Genomic DNA, 13631 nt, shown 5'->3' with positions numbered 1-13631 from the left:
TTTCTAAGCTGCCTGTGCGGCAGTGAACTGTTGTTAAATTAACATCGGCGTTTGAATCCATCCATGGAGCTTGGTCACATCGGTCATCCATGACCTCACTTCCTCAGGCTGCGAAACTCCGTTTCGGTCCCTCGTCACCTAAGCTGCCTGTGCGGCAGTGAACGACGGCAATATTTTAAACATTGATGGATTGCCTTTCTAAGCTGCCTGTGCGGCAGTGAACGATTCTGTATGTCTCATTTATATACCAAGCAGTTTCTAAGCTGCCTGTGCGGCAGTGAACATATAACAAGGGTCTTCTAAACCTTAGTTGGTGTTTCTAAGCTGCCTGTGCGGCAGTGAACTTATTACTAGTTTTAATAGCAGGATTACTTGTTTTCTAAGCTGCCTGTGCGGCAGTGAACGCGTATTAGCGGCAGGGGAACCGCTCACGGCTTTTCTAAGCTGCCTGTGCGGCAGTGAACTAACCCTGATGTATACGGCGCGTTTACTAAATTTTCTAAGCTGCCTGTGCGGCAGTGAACGTCAGCGAGTAATCAAGAACATTTCTGACAATTTTCTAAGCTGCCTGTGCGGCAGTGAACTTAACGTTCTTAAGTCAGTACCCGGAACTAGTTTTCTAAGCTGCCTGTGCGGCAGTGAACGCTGAGCTCGACCAATTCCTTTTAGACGTTGCTTTCTAAGCTGCCTGTGCGGCAGTGAACATGATTACGGACTTAACAGGACTCATAAGTTTTTTCTAAGCTGCCTGTGCGGCAGTGAACGCTGCGTTAAAATGATTTGATTACCAGAGCCTTTTCTAAGCTGCCTGTGCGGCAGTGAACTAAAGGTGCAACACGTTTAGCTGATAACACGTTTTCTAAGCTGCCTGTGCGGCAGTGAACCTAACGCGTCGTTAGGTGCGATACATGAGTTTTTTCTAAGCTGCCTGTGCGGCAGTGAACGTGGATCAACACATTAAAGTATCGCTACGTGTTTTCTAAGCTGCCTGTGCGGCAGTGAACTCAACGGCGCAGCAACCGTTAAGACTAACGCATTTCTAAGCTGCCTGTGCGGCAGTGAACCTTTCAAGAACTAGAACAAAAGTAATAACGAATTTCTAAGCTGCCTGTGCGGCAGTGAACGACATGAGCCGAACTAACGGTACATATGTCAATTTCTAAGCTGCCTGTGCGGCAGTGAACCTATAAGCTCAAAAGTAACAACGCTAACTACATTTCTAAGCTGCCTGTGCGGCAGTGAACTACATACAGTTGAGATAGCTACTGATGCTAGCTTTCTAAGCTGCCTGTGCGGCAGTGAACTATCATGCTGCAAAAGTTTGAAATTAACACAATTTCTAAGCTGCCTGTGCGGCAGTGAACTGTGCCACTAAATGCAAATTCACGCCTTTTCATTTCTAAGCTGCCTGTGCGGCAGTGAACTTGCTTCGAAACACTGAACGGATTGTTTCTTAATTTCTAAGCTGCCTGTGCGGCAGTGAACCATAAAGTGATGGGCTGCGTATCGTTAGTTGACTTTCTAAGCTGCCTGTGCGGCAGTGAACAAGCGTCACACTCCGTGGCGCTAAAACAACGATTTCTAAGCTGCCTGTGCGGCAGTGAACAAGCCAGTTTAACGCTGACGAAGTATTACTCGTTTCTAAGCTGCCTGTGCGGCAGTGAACCAGAAATGCCTAGTTACCCATCGTCTACTTCTTTTCTAAGCTGCCTGTGCGGCAGTGAACTATAGAATATCAGCATAAAAATAAGTTACAACAAGCCGTTAGGTTAAATATTGCTATTTTACCTTATAAAAAACGACATATTATAACTTATTGTTTTTATATCATATTTTTAAAGAGCAAAAATAAAGGGTTAAAACCAAGGTATCGTGGCGACTTTACTTAATACATATGAATTAAACTTACCATCAATAGGTTTATCTTTTAAACTACTAAACGCAAAGAATTACACATGCTTTTTGTGCGCATCTTGAAAAAACATGACCATAATATTGCTATCGCAATCAACTTACCGACATACTTTGTCACGATTTTTCACTAGGTGAGCTTGCAGCTCAATGGTAACCTAGGTTTAGTCACGCAAATAAGTACATAAGTAATTGTGTGACACGCCGTATTGGCCACTATTAAAGGAGAATATCTATGGACCCTATCGCGCAAATTCTCAACATGTTATTTACTGTTGAAGCGTTTTTACTGATTTTTGTTTTAGTGCTGCTAAAAAGTAGTGTTAAATTCGTCCCGCAAAACCGCGCTTGGCTCATTGAACGTTTTGGTAAGTACCAATCAACTAAGGAAGCTGGTTTGAACTTTATTGTGCCATTTGTTGATCGTATTGCCGCCGATCGCAGCTTAAAAGAGCAAGCGCAAGATGTACCTTCACAATCGGCTATCACCAAGGATAATATTTCGCTTTCTGTTGATGGGGTTTTGTATTTTCGTGTACTTGACCCTTATAAAGCCACTTATGGCGTTGATGACTATGTGTTTGCGGTAACACAACTATCACAAACCACTATGCGTTCAGAGCTCGGTAAAATGGAGCTGGATAAAACATTCGAAGAACGTGATGTGCTAAATACTAATATTGTCACTTCTATTAACCAGGCCGCTGAGCCTTGGGGTATTCAAGTATTACGTTATGAAATTAAAGACATTGTGCCGCCGCAGTCAGTAATGGAAGCGATGGAAGCGCAGATGAAAGCGGAACGTGTTAAGCGTGCGCAAATTTTAGAATCAGAAGGTGACCGCCAAGCTAACATCAACGTTGCTGAAGGTAGAAAACAAGCACAAGTACTTGCTGCAGAAGCCGAAAAGGCCGAACAAATACTACGTGCAGAAGGTGAAGCCCAAGCCATTACTGCTGTTGCACAAGCTCAAGCTGATGCACTGCGTAAAGTCGGTGAAGCGGCGGATACTGAACAAGGTCAAAAAGCGATTCAGTTAGACCTTGCAACAAAAGCCATTGCCGCCAAACAAGCTATTGCTAAAGAATCGTCAGTGGTTTTATTACCCGATAACGGCACCGATGCCAGCTCAATGGTGGCGCAAGCAATGTCGATTATTAATACCTTAAATACCAAACAAAAAGGTTAAGCTGTAAAGGAGCAGAATATGGAGTTCATTACCAATAATTTACCGCAAACACTGATGATTTTAGGTGTACTGGCACTGATAATTGAAGTTGCTGTACTCGGTATGTCGACCTTTATATTGTTGTTTTTGGGTATCTCATTATTTGCAACTGGCTTAATGATGAACTTCGCTTTATTAGAAGACTCATTAACCACCGCACTTTGGAGTAATACCTTAATAACCGCCGCATGCGCATTATTACTGTGGAAACCGCTAAAGCGTATGCAAGAAAACGTAGACAGCAAACAAGTGAAAAGTGACTTTGCTGAGCTTGATTTTGTGCTTAATAATGATGTTAATGAATTAGGTCTCACGACTCACTCGTACTCAGGTATCACCTGGAAACTAAAAAGTCAGCAACCACTGAGCGCCGGTACCCATGTAAAAGTGGTGAAAAAAGAAGTCGGCGTAATGTGGGTTGCAGCAATTTAGCTGATCTGCGTATGACGCTCTGAATATGCTTTATGATTTTTTACCATAAAAACTAGCCAAGTAATTCTTTTAGCGAATTACTTGGCTTATTTGTAACAAAAAATATTCGCTAAATCCGCAAAATTCTTGGCTAAAACGCAATAAATCAACGGTAAAACCACACAATTGTTAACTGACAATGATTTAATTGACACTTAAATGTTAAAACAATTAACTGCGGTAAATAGACGCATGTTTAACCACTCGATTTGGACTTGTGTCTCGCTATAAAACTCGCTAGTTTAACCAATCAAATAATAAAAACTAAAGTAACTGTATGATCAGGGTCGAAAATCTTTGCCGTACTTATGGTGTAGGCGAAACGCAAGTCAGTGCATTAAGTAATGTTTCATTACATATCAAGGAAGGTGAATTTGTAGCCGTGATGGGGGCGTCTGGCTCAGGAAAATCTACTTTAATGAATATTTTAGGCTGCTTAGACACGCCAACGTCAGGGAGCTATTTACTCTCAGGTGAAAGTATTAAAGAGATTGATGATGTAAGCCTGTCAGCTATCCGCAATAAAAAAATTGGCTTTATCTTTCAAACCTTCCATTTGCTTACCCGTTTAAGTGCGCAAGAAAATGTCGCCCTGCCACTACGTTATACCAACACGGCAAAACAACAAGCCAGCGAACGCGCAATGGCGATGTTAGATAAAGTCGGCCTGCGCGCTCGGGCCCATCATAAACCGTTTGAAATGTCCGGTGGTCAACGCCAACGTGTTGCCATTGCCAGAGCATTAGTGAACGAGCCAAAAGTCATCTTTGCCGACGAACCCACCGGTAACCTTGATAGCAAAACATCCCACGAAATTATGGAGTTACTTTGCACGCTTCATCAGCAAGGTCATACCTTAGTGATGGTAACCCACGAAGAAGATATTGCAGCCTATGCAAAACGCATTATTCGTATGAAAGATGGCGTGGTGATTGAGGACAGCGGATGCTAACAAAACAACTAATCAAAACCAGCCTACTATTAGCACTAGGCTGCGGATCATTTTCAAGCTTTGCCCAAAACTTACTATTGAGCGGCGAACTCAAAGCCAGCGAGCAGCAACTTTTTTATGCGCCTAAATCTGATAATTGGCGAGTGCAAGTACAGTGGATGATGGAAGAAGGCGAGATTGCCCAACAAGGCGATGTGGTTGTGGTGTTTGACAGTGGCTCTATCGCCAGCGAAATTGAACAAGATGAGGTGAGTTTGGAAGCCGCGAAGGAAGAGCTGGTTCGAGTAACCACCAGTAATGAAGAAAAACAAATCGAAGCCGAATTTAACTTTAAGCGCACCGAGCTATTACTGCAGCGAGCACGGATTGATGCGGCAATACCGCAGGCAAATTTAAGCACCTATGATTATCAAAAAAATCAGCTTGAACTTGAAAAGGCATTGATCAATAGACAAAAATCATCCGCAGAGCTACTCCAAGCGAAGACTGAAAATAAAGTCGCCCACAATAAGCAACTACTCACCATTGAGCAATTAGAAACCAATTTACAATACAATAAAACGCAACTAGCCAGTATGAGTATTAAAGCACAGCGAACAGGCCCCGTGCTTTATGCTAATCACCCGTGGAATGGCGAAAAAGCCTTTGTTGGCATGACAGCACAGCCAGGTTGGAAAATTGCCGAAATTCCCGCCATGAGTGAACTGTATATTGAAGCTTGGGTGCACGAAATTGATTACCAAAAGCTCACGCTCGGTCAACAAGCGCAGTTGCTATTTGATGCCTATTTACAGCAACCATTGCAAGCCAAGTTAACTGAAATATCAACTCAGCCAGAAGAGCGACTGCAGTGGGGTAAGGACGCCTATTTTAGAGCGCGCTTTAATTTCAGCGCCTCAGGGTTAAAGTTATTACCCGGCATGAGCGCAAAACTGACGATAGGAGCGAGTGCAGATGAATAACAATGCCCTCTATTTTAAAACGCTATTAATAAGCACGGCGCTGTTATTAAGCGCCTGTAATGAACAAAGCGAGCAAAACTTCAGCGTTAAAAGCAGTGATATTGTGCTGAACGTTAAAGCGAATGGCGAATTAGAGTCATCAACCAGTGCAATCATTGCGCCGCCTGCCGTGGCTCGGATGTGGCAATACCAGATAAAAACCATGCAACCTGAAAACAGCCATGTAAAAAAAGGCGATGTGGTGGTGTCGTTCGACGATAAGCAAGTTCGTGACAAACTAATCGATAAACAAGGCGATCTAGAGCGCGCTAAAAAACAACTTGAGAATGCCCAAAACAAAGAGTTAATAAAAGAGCAAGAGCTGACTCTGCAAGTGGCCGAGATGAAAATGAACTACGATAAAGCCAAACGTAAAGCTGAAATAGTTGATAATTCACGCTCTGAGGTCGAACGGAAAAAATCACAAATTGATTTTACCATTGCCAGTAACGACTTGACCCTTGCGAAAAGCAAACAAGCGTATCAACAACAAAGCAAAGAGCTCAATTTAAAAATGCTGCAAAGTAAAGTCGCTCGTCTACAAAGTGAAGTTGATGGCTACTTACAAGATATTGCACGACTGAAAGTAAAAGCACCGATAGATGGGCTGGTGATTTATAAAACCAATTATGAAGGTGAAAAGTCATCAATAGGCGAAAGCGTACAATTTGGTCAACCCGTTATTGAGCTTGCAGTGCTTAAAAATATGCAAGTAAAAGCGCAAATAGACGAGCCAGATAGCGGTAAAATTGCCCCAGGCCAAGTGGTTAAAATTACCATAGATGGCAGTACTGAAATCGTGGTCTCCGGTAAAATTGCCAGCTTAGGCCGAGTATTTAGAGAAAAATCACCACAAGATAAACGCCGTATTGTTGATGCCATCGTCAGTATTGACAACCTTGATACCAGTGTTATTCGCCCAGGCCTTACAGCCCGTTTAGAGATCACCACCGCTGCGCTAACGCAGGTGTTAAGTATTCCACTAGCAAGCATACAGTATGACCAACAAGGGCCTTATGTTGTAACCACTGAAAATAATAAACAATTTATAGAGATCAGCCACTTTACCGATAACCTTGCCGTGGTTAAAAGCGGTTTAAAAGCAGGTGACGAGGTAAAATTATGAACATAAAGTTGAGTCTAAGCTTACTTGGTATGATGATATTGAGCGGTTGCTCAAAAGAAAACACAGTACAAAACGCGCTGACTTATACTGTCAGTAAACATCAATTTGCCACGGTTGTTGAAGCTAAAGGCCACCTGATTGCGGCGAATGAAACCATTATTAGTGCCCCCGCTTCAACACGAGGACCGCAAACCTTAGCCTGGCTGATGCCTGAATACAGCCAAGTTAAAAAAGGTGACGTGATTGCCCGCTTCGACGGCGAACAAATGCGTCGTCAAAGCCAAAGAAATACCAATAAGGCTGCCTTAACCGCACAAGATTTAGCACAAAAATCCGCTGAAATAGATAAAGACAAAGCGATTTTAAACCATGACATTGTATTGGTGAATGAAGAAAAACAATTTGCCGAAGACTACTCGATTGAAGATGAGCGTATTCGTTCAAAGCTGGATATCTTAGAGTCACAACAAAACGTTGAGTTCTTAAATGCTAAGCATGATTACTATGATTGGCAAACAGGCCGCTTTGAGCAAAGTGCCGCTGGTGAGCTGATGCTATTAAAAATGCAAGAGAATCAATATAAACAAAAGCTTGCAATGCTCAATACGAACTTATCCCAGTTGGAAATTATTGCCCCACACGATGGCCTGTTAACTCACAATAGCAATTGGCGCGGCGAAAAACCCCGCGCCGGTGAAACCTTATGGCCAGGGCAAAAAATAGCCGCACTGCCTGATGTTAGCCAAATGCAATTAATGTTGTATGTGTCTGAGCGTGAAGCCATTGATTTAGCCGCCGGACAAACATTGCAATTTCAACTGATTGCTTTGCCAACGCAACAATTTAGCGGTGAGCTAATTGAGGTATCGCCGTTTCCTAAGTCGATTAAACGCGGCGATCCACAAAAGTATTACGAACTAAAAGCCAATATAACTGCGCAAACTGCTGCACTGCGCCCTGGGCTAAAGCTCAATGCACGTATTTTAGTTACTCCACAAAGCGAGCGTTTAGTGGTACCAAAACAAAGTGTGTTTACTGAACAAAATGCCCATTATGTTTATGCCGAAAAAGCCGGTGAATTTATAAAAACAGCCGTCACCTTAGGTAAGCATAATCTGAGTCATGTTGAAATTCTGGACGGCTTAGCAAGCAATGATGTGGTTTCATTGATAGATATAAAGGACATCTAATGAAGTATTTAAGTTTATTTATCGACACCACTTTAGAGCTTGCTCAACACAAACTGCGCACCCTACTCACCCTATTAGGAATGATTTTTGGGGTGGGTGCTGTGATAGCCATGCTAAATATTGGTGAAGGCGCAGAGCGCGAAGCAATGAAAATGATTGACTCCATGGGCTTATATAACCTTATAGTTAATGCTAAAGAGTTTGATGAAAAAGAGTTAAAAGAGCAGCGAAAACACTCAGCAGGCTTGAGCTTGCGTGACGCCGAAGTTGCCCACGACTCGCTGCCATTTATAACCGCTTTTGCCGCGCAGAAAAACATCGAAACCTATCATATTTTTAGCCAATATAATAACAGTGATAGCCGTGCGGTGGGGGTCAGCGCTAATTATTTTCAGCTGTCTCATTTTGAGCTATTTCAAGGTCGGGCGCTAAATCAAGCCGATGAGCAAAACTTTGCACAAGTGGCTTTACTAGGCGCCAATACCGCTAAACAGTTATTTCCACTAGGGGATGCGCTTGGCCAGCAAATCAAGATTAACCATTTATGGTTTGAAGTGATTGGTATTTTACAAGCGCCCTATTTAAAGAAAAAAGAATTCCAAGGGGTAAAACTCGGTAACGAGCAAAACCAAGTATTTATTCCTTTGAGCACGGCTTTACATCGTTTTGAAAGTGGCCTACTTGATAGCGAAGTGAGCAGTTTAAAACTGGCAATTGATAAATCGGTTGATCCTATTGTGGCCGCGCAAGCACTAGAGCATTTATTAAAAAATCGCCACAGCGATATCGACGATTTTGAACTAGTAATACCTGCGGCGTTATTGGCGCAACAAAAACAAACGCAACAGATTTTTAATATTGTAATGTCCTGTGTGGCCGGTATTTCCTTGTTGGTCGGCGGTATCGGTATTATGAATATCATGCTGGCCACTGTGCTTGAACGCACCAAAGAAATTGGTTTGTTACGTGCCGTTGGCGCCACCCAAAAAGACATTCGCGTTCAATTTATTGCCGAGAGCTTTACCATTTCTATTTTAGGTGGCCTACTGGGTGTGGTATTTGGTATTGGTTTGTCTGAAATTATCTCTATGTACTCGCAGTGGGCAGTATCGTGGTCAATGACCGCCATCGTGCTGTCGTTTAGTATTTGTGCGCTAGTCGGCCTTATTTTTGGTGTATATCCGGCAATCAAAGCGTCGCAACTTGATCCAATTGAAGCACTACAAAGTGATTAACATAAATGTTAGTCGTTAAAGGAGACAATTCGGTGAACAGCAACAAACACGCCCTTGTTGTAGAAGGCGGTGCTATGCGTGGTATCTTTGCCACTGGTGTACTGGATACATTTTTAACAGCTCAATATCAGCCATTTAAACAGTGCTTTGGGGTCTCTGCGGGAGCAACTAATATTGCCGCCTATTTATGCGGACAACACAAGCGTAATCATGCGGTGATCACTGACTACTCTTGTCGGCCTGAGTTTATCAATTTAACGCGCTTTATCCGTGGTGGTCACTTGTTTGATTTAGATTGGTTGTGGCAAATCACAATAGCCGATATGCGCTTAGATTTAGCAGCATTTGCTAAGCAGCAAAGTGAGTTTTTTATCGTCGCCACCGATATCGCCACAGCAACGGCGCAATATTTAAAAGCAACACCTGAGCTGATGGAGCAACAACTCAAAGCTTCATGTGCGATACCTATCGCCTATCGTAATTACCCTGAAATTGATGGCATTGCTATGACTGATGGCGGTGTTGCAGATTCAATTCCTGTGCGCAAAGCGTTTGCTATGGGAGCCGAAGAAATCACCGTGGTGTTATCGCAGCCACTTGGTTATCGAAAAAAACCCAGCAAAGCGCCTTGGCTTACTGAAAAGCTTTATAAAGCTCATCCTGCGCTTGCTCGTGCCTCTATAGCACGTGCCGATAACTACAATGCCAGTATCGACTTTATCCATAACCCACCTGCTGGATGTAAAATCAACATCATTGCGCCACCCGCTAATTTTAAAGTGGGCCGTACCACCAAAAACTATAAAAAGCTCAGTGCAGGCTATGCAATGGGAATTACAGCGGCAGCGCAATACTTGCAAAACATACAGCCATAGAACAATGATTTTATTTATAAAACGTGGAGTGTGCGGCTTATTATTGTGCTGAAATTGTCACAAAAACGGCGCTGAGCCAAAGCGTGTAAAAAACGTATCAAGTTAGACCGTACCTTGTCGTTCGTACTCTATTAATGACAAGGTACGCTCACCACAGCGTTATATTTTAAACTCATTAACTTGTTGTTGTAGCATACTCGCTAGTAACGCCAGCTCTTGCGATGCTTGCGCATTTTGCTGCGAACTTTCACTCACTGAGGCAATACTGGCACTAAATTCGTTGATATTACTGCTTAATTCATTAGCGACCATTTTCTGCTCTTCAGTGGCTGTTGATACTTGCGTGTTCATATCGGCAATTTCGGTTACTTCTTGGTTTATTTCAGTGAGCACTTGTGAGGAATATTGCGCATGCTCGACACTCTCTTGGGCGCTACTTTCGGCGTTGCCCATCGCAACAACAGCTTGTTGAGCCATACCTTGTAGCTTGCTGATCATTTCATTAATGCTCGCAGTGGCTTTTTGGGTGTTATGAGCAAGTTGCCTTACTTCATCGGCAACCACAGCGAAACCGCGACCGGAATCCCCTGCTCTTGCAGCTTCAATCGCAGCATTTAAAGCCAGTAAATTAGTTTGCTCTGCGACACCTTGGATCATCATTACAACCTGATTGATATCATTGGTTTGCGTATTAAGGTCGGTTATTAATTGTGTATTTGTATTTACTAGCTGAGATAACATTTGGATTGAGTTAATGTTATCTGCTACAGCTTGCTGCCCTTGTTGTGCTTTACTATCTGCATTAGTGGCTTTTTCTGATGTGGCCATCGCATTTTGTGCCACTTGCTCAATCGCACTACTCATTTGCGTAATGGCTGTCGCAATCATTGCCGACTGTTGCTCTTGCTCTGTTGCAGTTGAGGCAACTTGCTCGCTAATTGAGTTCATTTCTTCTGCCGCAGAAGATAAAGTCAAGGTTGCCCCAGACACATCGGTTACTAAGGTATGTATACGTGACAACATATTATTAAAGTTTCGCGCAGTATCGGCAATTTCATCTTCGCCAAGTACATTAGCTCGTATTCGCAAGTCAGCATTATTTGCAATTTGCGTAATGGTATCGCGCAGCGCCATCAATGGATTTTGAATGGAACGATAAATAAAATAAGCAATGGCTAACAGCAGAAAAATCAGCAGTGCGACTGATAATTTCATCACTAGACTCACTAACGCAAAGTTTTCGTCGGCTTGTTTTTTAAAGTGATTCGCTTCGTTTAATTGCAGCTCTATTAAAGCTTGATAACTTGCGCTTAACGGATCGAATACATTATATAGATCAGTAACAAACTGTTGTTGAGGCAATGACTGGAAATCCCCGCTTCGTATTTTGTTCACTAAGTTTTTGAGATGTGCTTGAACTGGCTTAAGTTTTTGCTCAACAGTATTAACTAAGCTTTTTTCTTCACTGGTTAAGTCGGTACTCAGGTAAGCATGCCATTCTTTGTCGGCTGTATTTTGAGACTGTTGTACTGCCGCTAATAAATCATTTTGACTTATAGTGCCAGCTCTAAATTTGTGGAGCAAATCAACAATATTAACTGCGTAGTTATCCGACACTGTTTTTATCTGTTTCAGTGGTACGACACGGTTCTCATATAAACTGTCAATTCCTTTGACTAATCCTCCCATGGTGCTAATTGAATATATGGCAGTAATCGTAAAAATGACTACAGGCAAAAGAGCAAGTACGATTAAACGGGAACGAACCAAGTAATTATTTAACATAGTATTCCAAACGCTACATCTGTAATATTTACAAGTATAATGCCTAATTCAAAAGCCTCTATGTTTTTATAAGATTTTTTACAACAATGAGGTATTATAATTTCACTATACTTGAGTCATAAAATTTTAAGTTACAACTCAATGATGAAATTCTATAATTTTCACTGGTTATTGTTATTGCCTCTAGCCTTTACTAGCTTTGTACACGCTAATGCAGCAATCGTTAATCTTCATTTAGCCAGCCCCAGCACCACTGATACCCCTCGTAATCACTATATCCATGCGCTGTTAACGCTCGCCTTTGCTGAGCAAGGAAAACAGGTTAACTTTATATACTCCATTAGACCAATGAATAAAAAACGCGTTGTGGAAGAGCAGCTAAAAGCAAACAGTATTAATTTAGCTTGGCTATCGCTCCCTGCTAATAGCTACCCAGATTTACACCATAGCTCACATTACTTATTGCGAGCTAACAAGTAAACTAATTCAAAATGAGGCTAAAGCAAATACTTAAACGACGATTGAGTTCGCCCAATCCGATTTTGTAAGCTAACTTATAATTATAGAAAAAGGCATACGCTTGTTTTGCCCGATAGACTGAATATTCTCATGGCTAAGGTCTTATTATGATACGTAAATTGTGGCAGGTAGTCGTTTATCTGATGATATTTTGTATTGGCTTTGTTGCGGGGTTATACACACTGCCAATTTTAACGGCCCCACCATCCCCCAGCAAACTTGAGCTAGCCACACATGCTCAGCAAGCACTTTATAGTGGTGAATTCAAAGCTGACCTCGCAGGCTCCGATGCTTTGCATTATGGTAACGGCCAAGTCAGATTAACCAATGCAATGATCTCTTTTGATGGCACCTTGAGCCCAGGCCCAGATTACCAACTTTATTTAGCTAATCGCTTTATTGATAATGAAGCCGATTTTTTAGCCTATAAAGGCACAATGACACGGGTTGCAAGCGTTAATACATTCGATGGTTTTATAATTAAGGTACCAGCCGATATTAATATTGCACGCTTTAACACTGTGATTGTGTGGTGTGAAAGTTTTGAACAATTTATAACCGCGGCTCAGTACCAATAAAAAAGTAATGGGAAACAACTGCTTTAAAAACAATTAAGAGTAGTGGCGCAGACTATGCGCCAGCTTACTATAGTGTAAAAACACTATCAGCCAACGACCTTAGCGGGTCGGTTCAAAACCGTCATAGTGTGGGATATCGGCATTTATTTGCTCCCAATTCGCTTTTGAGCTGACAAAATTATGACTAATTGGCCGCTCTGTAATATCACTATCAAGCACGCCGAGACGTAGCCTTAGTCTGCGGATATCATCAAGGTTTTCACTGTAAATTGGGCTGCCGCATGCACTACAAAAATAGCGGATACGCCCTAGTTTAAATTCAAAGCTGCTTAACCACTCATTGCCTTTGATTACTTTAAAATCAACACGATTAATAAAGCCGTTAGTAGCAAATGCAGTACCACTGGCTTTACGACACAACGAGCAGTGGCAATGAATAATACTGTCGATTGGGCCATCAATTTGAACCGCTACTTTTTTACACAAACAACTTCCTTGGTACATTCACTTCTCCAATTATGTTTTTTAAAAATATAGCATAAGCACTCTGTTTTCAGTACAAAAAAAGCCGCCTTTGGAGAGGGCGACTTTGGAGAATAACAGTCATGGGTGTATGGCTGCTAAATCAAGAGTCGTTAAGCAGCTTTGAATTTAAACTAGGGCGTATCCGCTATTTTTGTAGTGCATGCGGCAGCCCAATTTACAGTGAAAACCTTGATGATATCCGCAGACTAAGGCTACGTCTCGGCGTGCTTGATAG

At 42.2% G+C, this 13631-nt stretch carries 12 protein-coding genes and 1 CRISPR repeat array; of the genes, 10 read left to right on the top strand and 2 right to left on the bottom strand.

Features of this window, described 5'->3' with window-relative positions; translation table 11 throughout:
* Positions 1–135: 135 nt before the first annotated feature.
* Positions 136–1726: a CRISPR direct-repeat array (repeat unit 28 nt; unit sequence TTTCTAAGCTGCCTGTGCGGCAGTGAAC).
* A 420-nt stretch (positions 1727–2146) separates the two neighbouring features.
* The 8 genes from ENH88_RS18135 (at position 2147) to ENH88_RS18100 (ending at position 9989) form a co-directional block, all read left to right on the top strand.
* Positions 2147–3100, top strand: coding sequence for a slipin family protein (locus ENH88_RS18135; RefSeq protein WP_192542409.1), 954 nt, complete (start codon positions 2147–2149; stop codon positions 3098–3100).
* 18 nt (positions 3101–3118) lie between these two features.
* Positions 3119–3571, top strand: coding sequence for an NfeD family protein (locus tag ENH88_RS18130; protein WP_304184403.1), 453 nt, complete (start codon positions 3119–3121; stop codon positions 3569–3571).
* 316 nt (positions 3572–3887) lie between these two features.
* Positions 3888–4562, top strand: coding sequence for an ABC transporter ATP-binding protein (locus tag ENH88_RS18125; protein ID WP_304184401.1), 675 nt, complete (start codon positions 3888–3890; stop codon positions 4560–4562).
* Positions 4556–5524 carry an HlyD family secretion protein gene (locus ENH88_RS18120; protein WP_304184400.1) on the top strand — a complete coding sequence of 323 codons (969 nt, stop codon included), beginning with the start codon at positions 4556–4558 and terminating at the stop codon, positions 5522–5524. The genes ENH88_RS18125 and ENH88_RS18120 overlap by 7 nt, the downstream gene beginning before the upstream one ends.
* Positions 5517–6689 (top strand): efflux RND transporter periplasmic adaptor subunit, encoded by a 1173-nt coding sequence (locus ENH88_RS18115; RefSeq protein ID WP_304184398.1) that lies wholly within the window; start codon positions 5517–5519, stop codon positions 6687–6689. The genes ENH88_RS18120 and ENH88_RS18115 overlap by 8 nt, the downstream gene beginning before the upstream one ends.
* A complete protein-coding gene (locus tag ENH88_RS18110; protein ID WP_304184397.1) occupies positions 6686–7879 on the top strand; it encodes an efflux RND transporter periplasmic adaptor subunit in 1194 nt (397 codons plus the stop codon). The genes ENH88_RS18115 and ENH88_RS18110 overlap by 4 nt, the downstream gene beginning before the upstream one ends.
* Entirely contained in the window at positions 7879–9114 is a 1236-nt protein-coding gene (locus ENH88_RS18105) for an ABC transporter permease (RefSeq protein ID WP_304184395.1), read from the top strand. Before ENH88_RS18110 ends, ENH88_RS18105 begins: the two co-directional genes overlap by 1 nt.
* 5 nt (positions 9115–9119) lie before the next feature.
* Positions 9120–9989: a patatin-like phospholipase family protein gene (locus ENH88_RS18100; RefSeq protein ID WP_304184393.1), complete on the top strand. Its 870-nt coding sequence runs from the start codon at positions 9120–9122 to the stop codon at positions 9987–9989.
* Positions 9990–10148: 159 nt separating this feature from the next.
* Here the strand turns inward: ENH88_RS18100 and ENH88_RS18095 are convergent, their stop codons facing one another.
* Complete coding sequence (locus tag ENH88_RS18095; RefSeq protein WP_304184391.1) at positions 10149–11774, bottom strand: methyl-accepting chemotaxis protein; 1626 nt, start codon at positions 11772–11774, stop codon at positions 10149–10151.
* Between the two features lie 141 nt (positions 11775–11915).
* Here ENH88_RS18095 and ENH88_RS18090 point away from each other — a divergent pair, with 141 nt between their 5' ends.
* Together ENH88_RS18090 and ENH88_RS18085 are read left to right on the top strand one after the other, a co-directional pair.
* Complete coding sequence (locus tag ENH88_RS18090; RefSeq protein WP_304184390.1) at positions 11916–12254, top strand: hypothetical protein; 339 nt, start codon at positions 11916–11918, stop codon at positions 12252–12254.
* A 146-nt stretch (positions 12255–12400) separates the two neighbouring features.
* Positions 12401–12871: a DM13 domain-containing protein gene (locus ENH88_RS18085; protein WP_304184388.1), complete on the top strand. Its 471-nt coding sequence runs from the start codon at positions 12401–12403 to the stop codon at positions 12869–12871.
* Between the two features lie 99 nt (positions 12872–12970).
* On the opposite strand, the gene ENH88_RS18080 is transcribed toward ENH88_RS18085, so the two are convergent.
* Positions 12971–13375 (bottom strand): GFA family protein, encoded by a 405-nt coding sequence (locus ENH88_RS18080; RefSeq protein ID WP_304184385.1) that lies wholly within the window; start codon positions 13373–13375, stop codon positions 12971–12973.
* Between the last annotated feature and the right edge of the window lie 256 nt (positions 13376–13631).

Source organism: Pseudoalteromonas prydzensis, from assembly GCF_011050055.1.
Classification (GTDB): Bacteria; Pseudomonadota; Gammaproteobacteria; order Enterobacterales; family Alteromonadaceae; genus Pseudoalteromonas; species Pseudoalteromonas prydzensis_A.
Note: the sequence above shows the minus strand (reverse complement) of the source record. Positions and strands in the feature narration are given on the sequence as shown.